The sequence below is a fragment of the Centipeda infelix ATCC 43532 genome (assembly GCF_000234095.1).
Classification (GTDB): Bacteria; Bacillota; Negativicutes; order Selenomonadales; family Selenomonadaceae; genus Centipeda; species Centipeda infelix.
This window is the reverse complement of sequence record NZ_JH376798.1, coordinates 427095-444520: the sequence shown is the minus strand read 5'-3', so window position 1 is coordinate 444520 and position 17426 is coordinate 427095. Positions and strand designations below refer to the sequence as shown.

General features: G+C 58.7%; 11 protein-coding genes and 1 rRNA gene (1 of these 12 only partly in view). 9 read left to right on the top strand and 3 right to left on the bottom strand.

All coding sequences use genetic code 11. The features are described 5' to 3' along the window. A 16S ribosomal RNA gene (locus tag HMPREF9334_RS12880) occupies positions 1–439 on the bottom strand; it reaches 696 nt to the left of the window's first position. Positions 440–1007: 568 nt separating this feature from the next. Between HMPREF9334_RS12880 and clpX the strand changes: the two genes are divergently transcribed. Then, the gene (gene clpX / locus HMPREF9334_RS05225; protein ID WP_006692460.1) at positions 1008–2300 is read left to right on the top strand and encodes an ATP-dependent Clp protease ATP-binding subunit ClpX; all 1293 of its coding nucleotides are present in this window, start codon (positions 1008–1010) and stop codon (positions 2298–2300) included. Positions 2301–2695: 395 nt separating this feature from the next. Here clpX and HMPREF9334_RS05220 read toward each other — a convergent pair whose 3' ends face one another. Together HMPREF9334_RS05220 and HMPREF9334_RS05215 are read right to left on the bottom strand one after the other, a co-directional pair. Further along, a complete protein-coding gene (locus HMPREF9334_RS05220; protein ID WP_006692458.1) occupies positions 2696–3487 on the bottom strand; it encodes a tripartite tricarboxylate transporter substrate binding protein in 792 nt (263 codons plus the stop codon). Beyond that, the gene (locus HMPREF9334_RS05215; RefSeq protein WP_006692457.1) at positions 3421–5685 is read right to left on the bottom strand and encodes an anaerobic ribonucleoside triphosphate reductase; all 2265 of its coding nucleotides are present in this window, start codon (positions 5683–5685) and stop codon (positions 3421–3423) included. Before HMPREF9334_RS05215 ends, HMPREF9334_RS05220 begins: the two co-directional genes overlap by 67 nt. Before the next feature lie 160 nt (positions 5686–5845). Here HMPREF9334_RS05215 and trpS point away from each other — a divergent pair, with 160 nt between their 5' ends. The 8 genes from trpS to HMPREF9334_RS05175 all read left to right on the top strand — a co-directional run bounded on the left by trpS (position 5846) and on the right by HMPREF9334_RS05175 (position 17422). Then, complete coding sequence (gene trpS, locus HMPREF9334_RS05210; protein WP_006692456.1) at positions 5846–6856, top strand: tryptophan--tRNA ligase; 1011 nt, start codon at positions 5846–5848, stop codon at positions 6854–6856. Then, on the top strand, positions 6856–7623 hold the full coding sequence (locus tag HMPREF9334_RS05205; protein WP_006692455.1) for a phosphocholine cytidylyltransferase family protein: 768 nt from the start codon (positions 6856–6858) through the stop codon (positions 7621–7623). Before trpS ends, HMPREF9334_RS05205 begins: the two co-directional genes overlap by 1 nt. A gap of 147 nt (positions 7624–7770) precedes the next feature. Then, complete coding sequence (gene aepX / locus HMPREF9334_RS05200; protein ID WP_006692454.1) at positions 7771–9066, top strand: phosphoenolpyruvate mutase; 1296 nt, start codon at positions 7771–7773, stop codon at positions 9064–9066. Next, entirely contained in the window at positions 9066–9773 is a 708-nt protein-coding gene (locus HMPREF9334_RS05195; protein ID WP_006692453.1) for a class I SAM-dependent methyltransferase, read from the top strand. The genes aepX and HMPREF9334_RS05195 overlap by 1 nt, the downstream gene beginning before the upstream one ends. 3 nt (positions 9774–9776) lie before the next feature. Beyond that, positions 9777–10868: a 2-aminoethylphosphonate aminotransferase gene (locus tag HMPREF9334_RS05190; RefSeq protein ID WP_006692452.1), complete on the top strand. Its 1092-nt coding sequence runs from the start codon at positions 9777–9779 to the stop codon at positions 10866–10868. A gap of 24 nt (positions 10869–10892) precedes the next feature. Continuing rightward, positions 10893–13061 (top strand): sulfatase-like hydrolase/transferase, encoded by a 2169-nt coding sequence (locus HMPREF9334_RS05185; protein WP_006692451.1) that lies wholly within the window; start codon positions 10893–10895, stop codon positions 13059–13061. A gap of 47 nt (positions 13062–13108) precedes the next feature. Next, entirely contained in the window at positions 13109–15223 is a 2115-nt protein-coding gene (locus tag HMPREF9334_RS05180; RefSeq protein WP_039957378.1) for a sulfatase-like hydrolase/transferase, read from the top strand. Positions 15224–15259: 36 nt separating this feature from the next. Then, entirely contained in the window at positions 15260–17422 is a 2163-nt protein-coding gene (locus HMPREF9334_RS05175; protein ID WP_006692449.1) for a sulfatase-like hydrolase/transferase, read from the top strand. The last annotated feature ends 4 nt before the right edge of the window (positions 17423–17426 follow it).

Genomic DNA, 17426 nt, shown 5'->3' with positions numbered 1-17426 from the left:
GAAGACCTTCTTCACTCACGCGGCGTTGCTCCGTCAGGCTTGCGCCCATTGCGGAAGATTCCCCACTGCTGCCTCCCGTAGGAGTCTGGGCCGTGTCTCAGTCCCAATGTGGCCGTTCATCCTCTCAGACCGGCTACTGATCGTCGCCTTGGTGAGCCGTTACCTCACCAACTAGCTAATCAGACGCAGACCCATCGACAGGTGATAGCTTATAAATAGAGGCCATCTTTCACGGAGGAGAGATGCCTCTCCTCCGCTTCATTCGGTATTAGCATTCCTTTCGGAATGTTGTCCCCATCCTGTCGGCAGGTTGTCTACGTGTTACTCACCCGTTTGCCACTAAGCTCATAAAAGCAAGCTTTCATTCGCTCCGTTCGACTTGCATGTGTTAAGCACGCCGCCAGCGTTCGTCCTGAGCCAGGATCAAACTCTCCGCTAAAGGGTTGCCCCTATTCGAGAGCCTGTTGGCTCAATACTTCATTCTTGTAAAAGAATTGTGTTCGTTGACTATAGGAATCACTGATTCATTCAGCCACTCATCTTGGGCATCTTTTCCGCTCTGTCTGCGTCGGCAAATCCTCCACATAGCACACTAGCTATGCGTCCGGTTTGTCTCCTTGACAGATCACAAAATCTGCTCCAACCTGAGCAACTTCATTTCATCATTGCTTCCTTCACAACGATGTTGCATCTGGCTTGTTAGATTTAATTCTAACTTGTTTTGCATTGTGTAGTTTTCAGGGTACATCCTGCACCGCGTAAGGCTTCAAGGTTCGTTCCCGACCCCTGCGGCTCTCATCGGCGCGACTGTCATAATATAACACAGATGCTTTCCCTTCGTCAACCCCCTTTTGAAAGTTTTTCAAGATTTTTCGTGTAATAGTTTTCCATCCATATAATAACCTCTATTTCACTTTCACTTGCTGTCTGTGCTTGTTTCTTTCCCCTTCCTGTGGTATTCTATGATAGAATTTATCAAAGGACAATGATCCTGAAAGGAATTTGAAATGTCGAAAAATCCGGTGAAGCATCAGTGCAGCTTTTGCAAGCGCATCATTGATGTCCGCGACCAATACGATATGCCGATCTACGATCCGAATACGGGCTTTGCGATCTGCAAGGACTGTGTGCGTGAGATCAACCGCTTCCTCGATGAGCACGATGCTTCCGTTTCCTCCGAGGAGCGGAGCTCGTTCCGCATGCAGCTCGACGAAGTGCTCGACAAAACGCGCCCGCATCTCATCAAGGACTATCTGGACACCTACATCATCAAGCAGGATCGCGCGAAGAAGATTCTCGCGGTCGCGGTCTACAACCATTACAAGCGTATGAAGTACGGCTATGAGACGACGGGCGAGGACACGGAGATCGAGAAGTCGAATGTCATCATGCTCGGCCCCTCGGGCTGCGGCAAGACGGCACTGCTCTCCCACCTCTCGAAGCTGCTCGACGTGCCGTTCGCTGTTACAGACGCATCGAGCCTGACGGAAGCGGGCTTTGTCGGCGCGGATGTGGAGGTCGCCGTGCGCAATCTCTACTATGCGGCAGACAAGGATGTGGAGAAGGCGGAGCACGGCATCATCTACCTCGACGAGTTCGACAAGATCGCACGCAAGTCGGGCGCGAACAACTCCATCACCGCAGACCCCGGGCACGAGGGTGTGCAGCAGGCACTCCTCAAAATGCTTGAGGGCAGCGTGGTGGAGTTCACGGCACGCGGACAGCGTAAGCATCCCGAGGCACCGACGATCAAGGTGGACACAAAGAACATTCTCTTTATCGTCGGCGGCGCGTTCGTCGGCATCGAGAAGACGATTGCAAAACGTCTGCGCAAGGGCAGCGTCGCGATGGGATTCGGCGCGGAGGTGCGCGGCAAAGAGGTGGAGAAGGAGTTCGACACGCTGATCCACCAGGTAACGCCCGAGGATCTGATGCAGTATGGCATCATCCCCGAAATCATTGGCCGCCTGCCCGTGATCTGCACACTTGAGACACTCGACGAGGACGCACTGCTGCGCATCCTCACGGAGCCGATCAACGCACCCGTGCGCCAGTACGAGAAGCTGCTTGCGATGGACGGCGTGGAGCTCGTCTTTACGGAGGACGCGCTGCGTGCGGTCGCAAAGAAGGCAATCGAGCGCAAGACCGGTGCGCGCAGCCTGAAGGGCATCATCGAGGAGGTCATGCTCGACGTGATGTTCGACATCCCGCGCGAGAGTGCGCCGCGCCGCGTTACTGTGACGAAGGAGTGCATCACCGAGGGAGCTGCGCCAATCATCGAGAATGCGGCGGCGGGATGATAAGGAATCGCTGATAAATTTATCCTTGCAAAACAGCATAAACGTGTTATACTGTGTGTAGAAGTCAACGATGGTCATTGACAACCAAAAGAAAGAAATCCCCTGCGGCTGGTTACCGCAGGGGTCTTTCTTTGCAACTGGTGAGGTCGCATCTGGCTGGTGCCACAACGGCGGTCGCTTCTACCGCCCCAGCCTCTGCAAAATCAGCGCCCCGAGAATACTCCCGAGTACGCTGGTCAGCAGGGAAAGCATAATATCTCCGATGGTCATCGTGACAGCCTCCCTTCCTTGCCGGATTGGCTTGGTCAGGGCCGTGGCAGCTTCAGTATAGCACAACGGACGACAAAAATCCCACTGCGCCTGGTAAACGCAGTGGGATTTTTCGTATGCCTGTTTTACTTCAAATACTGTTCAAATGCCATGAAGTGATCGAGCTGTTTCTGGAGCTCTGCCTTGGTCTCGTCGACGCCGAGCACCCACGGTGCTTGGAAGTTCATCTTCTCGACCTCGGTCTTGTACTCGGGGTTCTCCTTGACGACCTTCTGGATTGCAGCATTCAGCTTCGCAACGATCGCGGGATCGGTTCCCTTCGGTGCGAGAACAACGTAGAAGGTGTCGACGGAGAGATTTTTATAGATCTCGCTCGCGGACGGGATATCCGGCAGGAGCTTCGAACGCTCGGAGAGGAGGGTGCCGAGACTGCGGAGCTGTCCGCTCTCGATGTACTCCTTTGCGGCACTGTACGGGATGGAGGTCGCGTCAACGTGACCGCCGAGCAGCGCCGTCAGACGGTTCGAAGCATCGCCCGTATCGACGACATTGAACTTCGCACCGACTTCCTTATCCATGATAACGGAGGCGATGTAGACGCCGCCCCCCATCGAAACACCGTACTTGATCGTGCCCGGCGCCGCCTTGGAGGCGTTTAGAAGCTCCTCAAGGCTCTTGTACGGAGAATCCGCACGCACGACGATGTTTTCGCCCGCCTGCTTTCCATAGAGTGCCACCGGTTCGAACGCTTCAAAGCTGAAATCCGAGAGCCCCGTCGCCTTATTTCCGAGAAGAGCCGCTGAGTTCGTCGCAATGATCGTAAACGCGATGTTTGTGGTACGCTCTCTCTTTAATCCTTCATGCGCGGGACAATCATTGTCCCGAACGAGGTCTCCTTGCGGTGGCAGTGTGGGCACTCGTTCTCGATCAGTCCCGTATAGCCGCAGACGGGGTCACGGTCGACGGGGTGGTTGATGGAGAAGTAGCCCATGTTCGCATCGTGCATGGCGCGGACGACCTTCTCAAACGCCTTGACATTCTTCGAGGGGTCGCCGTCCATCTCGATATAGGCGATGTGCCCCGCATTCTCAAGCGCATGGTACGGCGCCTCGATGCAGATCTTGTCGTACGCGCTGATGTCATAGTAGACAGGGACATGGCTCGAGTTCGTCATGTAGGAACGGTCGGTCACGCCCGGAATAATACCGTACGCCTTCTTGTTCGCGCGCTGGAACTGCCCCGCCGTGCTCTCTGCGGGCGTGCCGAACGTCGTCCAGTTACGGTGCTCCGCCTCGGTGTACGCGTCGGTGCGCTCCCTCATGTGTCCAACGATCTTGAGCCCGAGCTCCTGCGCCGCTGCACTCTCGCCGTGGTGCTTGCCCGTGAGTGCGACGAGGCACTCGGCAAGCCCGCAGAATCCGATGGAGTACGAGGCGTGCTTGAGGAGGTCCTTGATCGAGTCGACAGGGGCCGCCTTTTCGCTGTCCATCCACACGCCCTGCCCCATGAGGAACGGATAGTTGTAGACGTGTTTTTCCTCGATGATCTTCAGTCGATCGAGCAGGTAGTCATGGCAGAGGTCGATGTAATGGTCGTAGAGCTCCCAGAATGCATCGAGATCGCCCTTTGCCTCCAGCGCAATCTTCGGCAGGTTGATCGTGGTAAAGGAGAAGTTGCCGCGGCTGCCCGACTGCTCGGGGCCATTGACGTTGCTCATGACGCGCGTGCGGCAGCCCATGGTCGCGACGTAGCTGTTGTAGTCCCCCGGCTTGTAGTATTGGAGGTTGTACGGCGCGTCGAGGTTGACGAAGTTCGGGAAGAGACGGCGCGCACTGACGCGGCAGGCTTCGATAAAGAGGTCGTAGTTCGGGTCCTCAGGGTTGTAGTTGACCCCTGCCTTGAGCTGGAAGACGGAGATCGGGAAGATCGCTGTCTCGCCGTTGCCGAGCCCCTGCCAAATGGCGCTGAGCACCTCGCGGATGACGAGACGCCCCTCGGGCGAGGTGTCCATACCGTAGTTGATGGAGCTGAACGGCACCTGTGCGCCCGCGCGGGAGTGCAGCGTGTTAAAGTTGTGGATGAGCGCCTCCATCGCCTGATGGGTCTCCTCCTCGACGCTCTCACACGCGAGCTGATAGACGGTACGCGCGTCCGCCTCAAGTTCCTGCGCCACAGGGGTCTCGAACGCCGCACTGTAGACGGCAGAGAGCGCACGCACGAGCTCCGAACGCGCCCGCTCCGCGCGTTCGTCATCCTGCTTTTCCGCGTAGATGCAGACGGCAAAGTCGAGCTCCGCACGCAGTGCCTTCTTGAACGCCTCATGCGTGAAATGCCCGCGTCCGAGACGGTAGAGCAATGCCTTCCACGCCTCCTCGACGAGAGCCTTGCGGAACGACTTTTTCACGCCGTCCGCCATCGCATAGTCAAACGCGTTGATGCTCTGCCCGCCGAACATGTCGTTCTGGTTCGACTGGATCGCAATGCACGCGAGGCTCGCGTATGCGCGGATGGAGTTCGGCTCACGCAGAAAGCCGTGTCCCGTGGAGAAACCGCCGCGGAACAGCTTCAGCAGGTCGATCTGGCAGCAGTTGAACGTGATGAGTGAGAAGTCCTTGTCGTGGATGTGGATGAAGTTCTCGCGGTCGGCAACGGCGTAACGCTCCTCGAGGACGTAGTTGTCGACGAAGTGTTTCGCACCCTCCGCGCCAAGTTTCAGCATGATGCCCATGGACGCGTCCGTGTTGATGTTCGCATTGTCGCGCTTGAGGTCGGAGTCGACGGCATCCGCGAAGAAGATGTCACGGTAGCTCGCCATGAGATGCTTTTGCGCAAGGCGACGCTGTGCGTGCCGCTGGCGGTAGGTGATGTAGCGGCGTGCGATGTCGTGGAAGCCGTGCACAAGCAGCTGCTTTTCGACGAGATCCTGGATCTCCTCGACGCTGATCTCCGTGCGCTCGCCAAACGCCGCCTCGACTGCTGTCGTCACCGCGTCGATCTCGATGCCCGTCATCGGGTGGACGTACTCCTTGCTCGCCGCCGCAATCGCATTGCGAATCTTCGCACGGTCGTACGGCACGGAATGTCCTGCACGCTTCGTTACCATTGTCACTGTCATGAATTCTGCTCCTTATACTATATCTTGTGGTTCATATTCGATCGTACGGAAGATATTGTAACAGAGAGAAGGAATGTTGGCAAGATTTTTTTGTGTCTTTGCTTATCTTTCTCTCATGGTATATAATGGAGAAACATTCTACAACAAAGGAAGGAACGTCATGAACGAAAAGGACGCAGTCACCTCTCGCCGCAAGATTATCCTGAGCGGCATTCAGCCCACCGGCACATTTACCCTAGGCAACTATCTCGGGGCGGTGAAGAACTGGCGGCATCTGCAGGAGGAGTATGACTGCTATTATTTTGTCGCCGATCTCCACGCACTGACGGTGTACCACGATCCCGCCGCGCGGCGTAAGGCGAGCCGCGCGGCATTTGCCCTCTTGCTCGCGTGCGGTCTCGATCCGGAGCAGAGCCTCGTCTTCATCCAGAGCCATGTCCCTGCGCATGCGCAGATGGGGTGGATGCTGTCCTGCCTCAGCCCGTTCGGCGATCTCTCGCGCATGACGCAGTTCAAGGACAAGTCGGCGAAGCATCCCGAGGACATCAATGCGGGACTCTTTACCTACCCCGCCCTCATGGCGGGCGATATTCTGCTCTATCAGGCAGACTATGTACCTGTCGGTGCGGATCAGACGCAGCACCTTGAGTTCACGCGCAACGTAGCGGCGCGGTTCAACCACGTCTACGGCGAGACGTTCCGCCTGCCCGAAGGCTATTTCCCGAAGGCGGGCGCACGCGTCATGAGTTTGCAAGAGCCGACGGCGAAGATGAGCAAGTCGGACGAGAATGCGAAGGCGACGATCTACATCCTCGACGATGAGAAGACGATCCTCAAAAAGTTCAAGTCCGCCGTGACGGACAGCGAGGCGGAGATCGCATTTCGCGAGGGCAAGGACGGCATCAACAATCTGATGACGATCTACTCCGCCGTGACGGGCAAATCACTCGATGAAATTACGGCGGAGTTCGCGGGCAAGGGCTACGGCGACTTCAAGACCGCCGTCGGCACGGTGGTCGCGGACGAGCTGCGCCCGATCCGAGAGAATTACGCGCGGCTGATGGAGGACAAGTCGTATCTCGACGCGGAGATTGCAAAGGGCGCGGAGCGTGCCGCGCACATCGCGGAGAGGACGCTGAAGAAAACGATGCGCAAGATGGGGCTGTGCTGATGGATGCACATCGCGTAACCCGCGCCGTCATTCTCGCGGCAGGGCGCGGCTCGCGGCTCGCACCGCTGACGGATCGCGTGCCGAAACCGCTCGTCCCCGTGAACGGCACGCCAATCATTGCGACAATTCTCGATGCGCTTAACGCAGCGGGGATTTCGTCGATTACTATTGTACGGGGGTATTGCGGAGAGGCATTTGACGCACTCCGCAAAACGTACCCGCATCTCGCATTCATCGACAATCCCGACTGGGAAACCGCAAACAACATCTCGTCCATCGCCCTCGCGGGGCGTGCGGGGCTGCTCGCGGACAGCTACGTTATCGAGGGCGATCTCTACCTCGCAAATCCCGCTGTCATCACACCCACACAGACGCGCACGAACTACATCGCGTTCCCCGTGCAGGCGACGGATGATTGGTGCTTTGACACGGACGCGGACGGGAAGATCACGCACATTGACACGGCGAGCGATCACCCCTGTCATCAGATGCTCGGGCTGTCCTACTGGACGGCAGCGGACGGGGCACGGCTCGCCGCGTGTGCGAATGCGCTCTACGCCGAGAAGCAGTATCGTCAGCTCTACTGGGACGAGATCATGCTGAAATATCATCTGCACGAATGCGACGTGTATATCAGGGAATGCACGCGCGCGGACGTGTGGGAGATCGATACGGTGGAGGAGCTGCGGGAGCTGGAGGAAAGGATGCGCGGAAATTCAGCTTCCCCCGTCGCGGCGGGGGAAGTGGCGAATGCAGTGAGCCGATAGGGGCGCCGGTGGGAAACGAGACTCTCTTACGTGAGAGTGCCCCATTCGCTCAAAGCGCCCTTCCACCATGCTTCGCATGGTCCCCCTCCCCTGCCGCGGCGGGGGAGGCATAAATACGATAAATAGGGATAGAGGGAGAACTACCACATGAAGAAAGTATATACCTGCTTCTGCACCGACATCATCCACGAAGGTCATAAGAACCTCCTGCGTGCAGCAGCGGAGCTGGGCGAGGTCACGGTCGGCGTGCTCTCTGATCCGGAGATGGTGCGCTACAACCGCTTTCCGACCAAGACACTTGCAGAGCGCATGGAGATGATCCGCGTACTGCCTGAGGTCGCAGAGGTCGTCGTACAGGAGCACATCATGTACGATGAGATCCTTGACCGACTGCGTCCCGACTACGTCGTGCACGGGAGCAACTGGGCGCAGGGGCCCGAGTCCTCGATCCGCAAAAACGTACTTGCCGCACTCGCGCGCTATGGCGGCGAGCTCATCGAGCCGCCGTATACGGAGAACGCCGAGGTACGCAAGATCGACTGGCAGATGCGCGAGCAGCTCGCGATGCCCGAGGCGCGGCGCGGACGGCTGCGCCGTCTCCTTTCGATCGTCCCCATCGTAAAGACGATCGAAGTACACAATGGGCTCACAGGGCTGATTGCCGAAAAGACGGTTGTCGAGAACGACGGCGGGCTCGACCAGTTCGACGCGATGTGGGTCTCAAGCCTCTGTGACTCGACCTCGCGCGGCAAGCCCGACATCGAGCTGGTCGACCTCTCCGACCGCATCCAGACCATCAACGAAGTCATGGAGGTTACAACGAAGCCCATCATCCTCGACATGGACACGGGCGGCACGGCGGAGCATTTCGCCTACAACGTCCGCACCCTTGAGCGCATCGGCGTTTCTGCCGTCATCATCGAGGACAAGACGGGCGCAAAGCGCAACTCCCTCTTCGGCACGGAGGTCGCACAGACGCAGGACACAATCCCGAACTTCTCCGAGAAAATCGCCGCGGGCAAAGCGGCACAGCGCACAGAGGAGTTCATGATCATCGCACGCATCGAGAGCCTGATTTTGGAAAAGGGCCTCGCAGATGCACTCGAACGCGCGGAGGGCTACGTTGCGGCGGGTGCAGACGGCATCATGATCCATTCGCGTGCGAAGTCCCCCGACGAGGTCATCGCGTTCTGCGACGCATTCCACGCAAAACATCCAAACATCCCCATTGTCGCGGTTCCCTCCTCCTACAACACAATCACGGAGGCGGAGCTCGCAGCGCATGGCGTGCGTATCGTCATCTACGCGAACCAGCTCACGCGGGCGGCATTTCCCGCCATGGAAAGCGCAGCGCGCTCCCTCCTCGTTCACCATCGTGCTCACGAGATCGACAGCAAGCTCCTGCCGATCAAGGACATCATACGGCTGATCGAGGTAATGTAATGGGAAACAAATGGAAAGAGATCTGGAATCGCAGGAGGCCCGTCACAGGAGGGCTGACGGGGGACTGGGAGCACGTTTATCTCGAACTGAAGCGGCTCAACGGCTACGATGTCATGGAGGGCGGTGTCCCGCTTGAGGCATTGCTGAACTTTCACTCGGGGCTCGTGGAGCTGCTTGACCTCACGCCCGGCAAGTCCGTCTATGAGGTCGGCTGCGGCGCGGGCGCGAATATGTACCTCATGCAGCGTGAGGGAATGATCGTCGGCGGCTCGGACTACGCCGAGGGGCTGATCGAAACAGCACGTGCGGTCGTTCCCAACGCACGCGAGATGGGAGCGATGGAGGCGGCAGATATCCCGACGGAGGAGAAGTACGATGCCGTCTATTCCTGCGGCGTCTTCTCCTATTTCCCCGATCACGCCTACGCGACCCGTGTGCTCGAGCGTATGCTCGAAAAGTCGCGGTACGCCATCGGCATCACGGAGCTGCACGACCGTGCGAAGCGGCAGGACTATCTCACGTTCCGCCGCGCGAACATCCCGAACTACGATGAACGCTACGAGGGGCTCGGCCGCCTCTTCTTCCGCAGAGAGTTCTTCGAGGACTTTGCACAGGAACACGATCTGCGGATCGTCTTCCCCGCCCTCCAGATGGCGGATTACTGGAATGCGCCGTTTATCTTCACCTGCTTTATGTATCGGAAGTGACCTATGGACATCAAACGCAACATCCTTCTCAACCCCGGTCCCGCGACAACGACCGATACGGTCAAGCGTGCGCAGCTCGTTCCCGACATCTGCCCGCGCGAGCGCGAGTTCGGCGAGCTCATGCGAGAGCTTGGCACAGATCTATTAAAGGTCGTCCACGCCGATCCCGCGGACTGGACGACCGTCCTCTTCTGCGGCTCGGGCACCATCGCCATGGATGCCTGCGTCAGCTCGCTCATTCCCGCTGACGGAAAGCTCCTCATCGTCAACAACGGGGCGTATTCCGCGCGGGCGGCAGAGATGGCGCGTGCCTACAGCGTGCCGCACATCGACCTGAAATTCCCAATCGACGGGCTGCCCGATCTTGATGTTGTCGAGCAAACGCTGCGTGAGCATCCCGAGATTGCCGCCGTCTACACAACGCATCAGGAGACGGGCACGGGCATCCTCAACCCCGTACGGGAGATCGGCGCACTCGCCCATGCGCACGGCGCGGTCATGATCGCGGACACGATCTCGACCTATGCGATGATCCCGTTCACGGCGGATGACATGAACATCGACGTGTGTATGTCCTCGGCACAGAAGGGCATTCAGGGCATGACGGGGCTTTCGTACGTCCTCGCCAAAAAATCCGTGCTGAACGCCGCAAAAGCCTATCCCGTGCGTTCCTACTACACAAACCTCATCATGCAGTACGAGGGATTCGAGCAGACGGGCGAAATGCGCTTTACCCCACCCGTCCAGACCGTCTATGCGGCAAAGCGTGCGCTCGCCGAGTACTTCGCCGAGGGCGCGTCGAAAAAATGGGCACGCCACACGCGCACGATTGAGGCGATCCACGAGGGACTGGAAAGGCTCGGCCTGAAGGAAGCCATTCCCCGCGCAATCCAGTCGGGGCTCGTCGTCGCAGTGGAGTATCCTGCAGACTTTGACTTCCTGCGCGTGCACGACTACTGCTACGAGCGCGGCTATACCATCTACCCCGGCAAGATGCAGACCTCATCGACCTTTCGCCTCTGTGCCCTCGGTGCGATCGACGCACCCGACATCGCGGGTTTCTTCCGCGTGTTTGAGGAAGCACTGAAGGCATAATCGTTGGGGAGAGGACATAGAAGCATGCAGGACGACTTCACCGTATTTTGGCGCAATGACAAGCGTGCCTCAGAACTCTTTTACGATCTCTTGGCACGCTCCGAACGTGCGGCATACGACGATGACTTTCTCGCCGTACTTGCCGCCTATCGTATGGCAGCCCCCGAGAGTGAGCGTGCGGACATCTTCGCAGCACAGTACCTTCTCCATCACGGCGACGCGGAAAGCGCCGCGCTTTGCGGGGAACGCGCCTTTCAAAAGCGGCCCCTGAATCTCGAGGTGTGGCGCGTGCTCGCCGCCGCCTACAAGCAGCTCGGGCGGGAGCTCGATGCCGTCACGATGCAGGGCTACGCCTACGGGCTCTATCGGGGCGCGGACACGGGGGGAATTGACCTCGATCTCAGTCTGAGTGAGGAAATTCAAAACGAAGCCCTGGGCCGACTGACGCTCGCTACGGGAAAGAGCCTGAACGCCCCGACCTCAACCAGCCGCGCCTATCTGATGAACCCGGGGCTCGGGTTCCGCTTTGACATATTCATCGGTGAGGAGATTCCCATAACGATGCCACAGGGCAGCGCACGCTTTTGGAGTGCCGCCTATGCAGAGAACACGGGGCTGTCCGATCACAGCTATATGCTCACTGAGGCACGGCATACCGCGTGGTTCACACGCTACGGACACCGCGACTTCTTCTTTGACCTGCAAAAGGCAAGCGAGGTGCGCGGCACAACCGAGATCGCCCTTCCCGCCGGACGGGAGGCGATTGTCCCCTTGGCGGGCACGGTCCCCGACCAACGAATCTCTGTCACAACGCCCTCCATGGGGACACGGGATATCTATCTCGGCAAGTGGGCGTTCAGCTTCTTTCGTCTGAACGAGACCACACAGCTGTATGCCGATGCACAGGATGCCTATGCCATCGGCACGCCGATCCTGCTCGGACACAGTCCTGCGCGGCGCAAGCTCGTCCTGAATATTTTCGTCGATGCCCTATCCTGGGCGGTCGTTCGTCCCTACGCCGCGACCCATCTGCCAAACATCTCCAAATTCTTCGCACGTGGCACAATCTTCGATCAGCATTTCTCGACCTCGGAGCATACCCTCTCGGCATTCCCCGCCATTGAGACCGGCTGCTATCCCCATCATACACATATCTTCAACGTAAATGCCGGACGCGAGCTGCCCGCAGAGATGACCACCACAGCCGAGCACATGAAGGCACTCGGCTACTACTGTGCCATCCCGATGGGGGCCGATCAGGGGCTCTCTCAAGGCGTCATGCGCGGCTATGACCGTGCGGTGCTCTCCACATGGATTCAGAATTCGGTCGATGGCGTGGATCGCGTCCTGCGCCAGCTCAAAGCCTTCGACGAGGTCGATCAGTTCCTCTTCCTTGCGGTCAATGACGTACATCCGTACGACGGTCTCGGCTATAAATTCGACACCAACGTTGAGACCCACCTCCCGCTCGCCGACCGCTTCTTTGACCACACAGAGCGCACGGCAAGCGTCTTTTTGACCAATATGCGCATCTATCAGGAGCAGTATCTGGAGCGTGTGCGTCAGGTGGATCACAACATCGGTATCCTCCTCACCTACCTGGAGGAGAACTTTGCCGACGACGAGTACATTGTCAGCCTCTACTCGGATCACGGTGTTCCCATATTCAACAAGGAAACCTCGGACAAGCTGGATATTATCAGCACATACGTCTCAAACGCGACATGGATGATGCGCGGCGCGGGCGTGCCCGTGGGTGTGCGTGCAAATGAGCTGACGAGCATTGTCGATATCCAGCGGACGCTCGCCCATCTGTGCGGCTTCTCCGTCGCCGCGTGCAGTGACGGCAATCTCCCCGCCGTATTCAGCGGCAGGGAGCGCGATGTGGTCTACTCCATGTCCCAGTACCCGGGGCAGACATTCAAGCTTGCTGTCCGCACGCGCGATCATGCGCTGCGCCTTGAGACGCGGGAGTTCGTCGACGAGGACGGGCGTGTGGACCTTGCAGGAGCAATAGTCGGCATCTATCCGCGTGAACACGAACTTGAGGAAGGCTATCGGCTCGACTCCGAGGAGCTGCGTGCGTTCTTCTACCCGCGCGCACGTGACTTCGTGCGCGCGATCGCAAGCAACGGCGAACACTGGCCTGCGATGCGTGCAGCGCGTCCGCAGTGGTTTGGGGAAGAATCGTAACGGTGCACGAGGGAGGGAACGCTTTGAGCGAAGGAAAGGACAATAACGTGACGAACGATCTCAGCGTATTCTGGCGCAACAACGTACGTGCTTACGAACTTTTCCGCGATCTGCTGGCGCGTGCGGAACGGAACACCTTCGACGACGACTTTCTCGCCGTACTTGCCGCCTATCGGGAGGCTGCCCCCGAGAGTGAGCGTGCGGATATCTTTGCCGCACTCTACCTCCTCGCGTGCGGCGATGCGGAGAACGCCGCACTCTGCGGGGAGCGTGCCTTTCAAAAACGCCCGTTGAATTTCGCCGTGTGGCACGTTCTCTCCACTGCATACAGTGCGCTCGGACGCGAACGCGATGCGCTCACAATCCGGGGATATATCCAGCGGAGAGCCCCGCAGGATACGTTCTGCCCCACCCTTCCGAGGGATTGTCCGCGTGATGAGGCGCTCAGCCGCCTCACCATGGCGACGAATATGTCGAGCTACGCGCCGCTGATCATCGGCCGTGCGGTTCTTGAAAACGGTGCCGTGCAGCTCGTCAACGATATTTACATCGGCGAGGAGATTCCCACCACGATGCCAAGCAGCAGCGACCGTTTCTGGGTCGGCATCTTCGTCGACGAAGGCTTTCTCTCCATGATGTCGTATGTCCATGAGCCCAGACGGCATGAGCTCAACTTCTTCGTCTGCAATCGAGATGCGACCTTTGACATCCAAAAGGCACGGGAAATCAGCGACCACATCCGCATCGATGTGCCGGCGGGCGAAGCTTTTGTCGTACCGGTGGCGGGGACAAAGGTCGACCAGAGATTTTCCATCCAAACTGCTGCAAACGAGTATCCCGGCTACCTCGGCAAATGGGCATTCAGCTATTTCCGTCTCACGGAGACGGCAACACTGCGCTCGGACGATGCTCCCTTTGCCGTTGGTACACCAATCCGCCTTGGGCACAGTCCGCATCGCAAAAAACTCGTGCTGAATCTGCTCATCGACGGGCTGTGCTGGCCGGCGGTACGTCCTCTATTTGCGGAGTACATGCCGCACATTGCAAAATTCTTTGCCCGCGGGGTCATCTTCGACCAGCATTTCTCAGCCGCCGAGCATACCCTGTCCGCCCTTCCGACCATTGAGACAGGGCTCTACTCGCACCACACGCAGATCTTTCACGAGTGTGACTCGCACGAACTGCCGCTTGCGGTACGCACGCTCTCCGAGGAGATGCAGGCACTCGGCTACTACTGCTCTGCGCCGCTCGCGACAGGGCAATTATGCTATACCGGAGTGTACCGCGGCTATCAACGTCTCATCTCCACACATGCCTTTCAGCCCACATACGAGGGGGCAGAGCGCGTTCTGCGTACATTGGAGGCGCTGCCCGAGGTGGATCATTTCATGCTCTACCATACAAGTGACGTGCATCCGCTCAACGTACAGATGCCGCCCAAATTCTCCACGGAGGTGGAGGCACACATCCCCCTTGCCGATCGCTTTGTCCCGCTTGACCCAACCCTGCCCAGTGTTCGGACACCTCGTCTGCCCATCTATCTGGAGCAGCTGCGCGTGAGCCTCCGCCACATTGATCGCAGCGTGGGAGCACTCCTCTCCTATATCGAGGAGCACTATGACGAGAATGAATACATTGTAAATCTTTACTCCGATCATGGCTGCGCCCTCTTCGACCCCGATCCTGCGGGAGCGGAAACCGACCTCATCGGAGAATATGCGACCGGCGCAACGTGGATGATCCGCGGCGCGGGCGTGCCCGAGGGCATCATCACCGACGAGCTCACCAGCTCGGTCGATATCTACCCAACGCTCGGAAAGCTCTGCGGCTTTCCCGTCGCCGATGGTCTCGACGGCAATCTGCCCGCCGTATTCGGCGGCAGGGAGCGCGACGCGGCCTACTCCGTCTCCCAGTTCCCGGGACAGACGTTCAAGCTCGCCGTACGCACGCGCGATCATGTGCTGCGCGTGGAGACGCGCGGCTGCACCGCACAGGATGGAACGGCGGACTTCGCGGACGCAGAGGCACAGATCTACCTGCGCGGCCACGAACTCAATCCCGCACACATTGTGGACAGTGCGGAGCTGCGTACGTTCTTCTACCCACGTGCGCGTGACTTCGTGCGGGAGATTTCAAACAACGGGGAACTGTTTGTGCGCTAAAGATAACGCTATGGCGGTACAAGGAAAGGACACAGTATGACGGACGAGCTCAATGTATTCTGGCAAAACAACGCACGCGCCCGCGAACTCTTCTGCGATCTGCTGACGCGTGCGGAGCGGAACGCCTTCGACGACGACTTTCTCGCCGTACTTGCCGCCTATCGGGAGGAAGCCCCTGCAAGTGAGCATGCGGACATCTTCGCCGCGCAGTACCTCCTCGCACACGGCGATGCGGAGGGAGCATGTGTCTGCGCAGAGCGTGCCTTTGCCCGCCGCCCCGTGAACTACGAGGTATGGAAGGTGCTCGCCCCCGCATACGAGCAGACGGGACGCGAGCTCGACGCACTCATCATACGAGCCTACTGCCACAATGTCTACGGGGATCCCCTGCCCCCGCTGCGGCTCACACACACGCCGACAGCCGAGGCGCTCGCCTACCTGTCCGCAGCCCTTGAGGATACGACATACGCGCCGATGGCAACCTACCGCGCCTATCTGAAGGATGATGCGGTGCACTTCCACCGCGATGTCTTTATCGGCGAGACGATACCGCTGCCCGTCCCTGCGGGCAGTGATCCATTCTGGGTCGGCTGCTATGCAGACTACGGCTTCCTCTCGGAGAAGAGCTACCTGATCGACGATGTACGCAACAGCCTGTGGTTCTCCGTCTGCGGGCATCGCGACTTCACCTTCCAGATGCAGAAGGCACGCGAGATCTGCGGCACGATGAACATCGACATTGCGGAGGGACAGGAGATCATACTGCCGCTTGCGGGGACGGCAGACGAACAGCCCATCTCGGTAGAGACCCCGTCGATGGGGGAGCGCACCACATATCTTGGCAGATGGGCATTCAGCTACTACCGCCTAAACGAGGACACCACACTGCGTACGACGGACAACGCTCCCATCGCCGTCGGTACGCCCATCCGTCTCGGACACAGCCCGCAGCGCAAGAGGCTCGTGCTGAACATTCTCGTCGACGCGCTCTCATGGCCGGTCATGCGATCCCGTTTCGCACAGGATATGCCCAACATCGCCGCGTTTTTCAAGCAGGGCATCATCTTCGATCAGCATTTCTCCACCTCGGAGTACACCTACCCCGCACTCCCCGGAATCGAGACGGGCTGCTACCCGCACCACACACAGATCTTCAACGGAACGCACTATCACAGGCTCGCGCCAAACTTCATCACGCTCGCGGAACGCATGAAGGATCTTGGCTATCACTGCGCCTCGCCCATGCTCATGTCGGACTGCATCTACAGCAATATTTTCCGCGGCTACGATCAGATCAACCCCTGCTCGTGGAATACACACGCTTTTATCGGAGCGGATCGCACGCTCCGCTACATCAAGGCATTCAAAGAGGCAGATCTCTTTCTCTTCCTCCATGTCTCCGATGTGCACCCCTACGATGCAAAGGCTTATAAGTTCAATCTGCCGGTGGAGACATCCCTGCCGCTCTCCGACCGCCTCTATGAAGTACAGGACGGGGTCGCCAGCGTTCGTCTGCCGAACGCGGAGATCTATCAACAGCAGTTTCTGGACGGTGCGCGCAATGTTGACCGCGCGATTGGTCAGCTCCTCTCCTACATCGAGGAGAACTTCGCCGCGGATGAGTATATCGTGAACCTCTACTCCGATCACGGCGTTCCCGTCTTCAGCGTAAACCCTGAGACGTGGGTGGTCGACGTCACCGGAGAACAGTCGACCGGTGCAACGTGGATGATGCGCGGAGCAGGTGTTCCGCAGGGCGTGGTCGCAAGCGAACTCACGAGCTCGCTCGACCTCTACCCCACGCTTGGACATCTCGTCGGCTTCCCCGTCAGCCCCGACATCGACGGGAATCTGCCCGCCGCGTTCGGCGGTACGGCACGCGATGTGGTCTACACGACCTCCATGTTCCGCGGTCAGACGTTCAAACTTGCCATGCGTACACATGAGCACGTCCTGCGTCTGGAGACCAACGAGTATGTCGACGAGGACGGAACGGTTAACTTTGCGGGATGCGAACCGAACATCTTTGTGCGCGGACATGAGCTCTATACCGCATACATCGTAGACAGCCCCGAACTGCGCGCGTTCTTCTATCCGCGTGCACGGGCATTCCTCGCGAACATTGCAAACAACGGCGAATTCTGGCCGTCGATGCGTGCCGCACGAAAAGACTGGTTTGGAGAGAAATACGGACAATGAGTGC

Excerpts from the sequence above, each read along its gene's own strand:
- HMPREF9334_RS05195 (WP_006692453.1), top strand. The coding sequence starts at position 9,066 with ATGGGAAACAAATGGAAAGAGATCTGGAATCGCAGGAGGCCCGTCACA.
- HMPREF9334_RS05185 (WP_006692451.1), top strand. The coding sequence starts at position 10,893 with ATGCAGGACGACTTCACCGTATTTTGGCGCAATGACAAGCGTGCCTCA.
- HMPREF9334_RS05190 (WP_006692452.1), top strand. The coding sequence starts at position 9,777 with ATGGACATCAAACGCAACATCCTTCTCAACCCCGGTCCCGCGACAACG.
- trpS (WP_006692456.1), top strand. The coding sequence starts at position 5,846 with ATGAACGAAAAGGACGCAGTCACCTCTCGCCGCAAGATTATCCTGAGC.
- HMPREF9334_RS05175 (WP_006692449.1), top strand. The coding sequence starts at position 15,260 with ATGACGGACGAGCTCAATGTATTCTGGCAAAACAACGCACGCGCCCGC.
- aepX (WP_006692454.1), top strand. The coding sequence starts at position 7,771 with ATGAAGAAAGTATATACCTGCTTCTGCACCGACATCATCCACGAAGGT.
- clpX (WP_006692460.1), top strand. The coding sequence starts at position 1,008 with ATGTCGAAAAATCCGGTGAAGCATCAGTGCAGCTTTTGCAAGCGCATC.
- HMPREF9334_RS05205 (WP_006692455.1), top strand. The coding sequence starts at position 6,856 with ATGGATGCACATCGCGTAACCCGCGCCGTCATTCTCGCGGCAGGGCGC.
- HMPREF9334_RS05215 (WP_006692457.1), bottom strand. The coding sequence starts at position 5,685 with ATGACAGTGACAATGGTAACGAAGCGTGCAGGACATTCCGTGCCGTAC.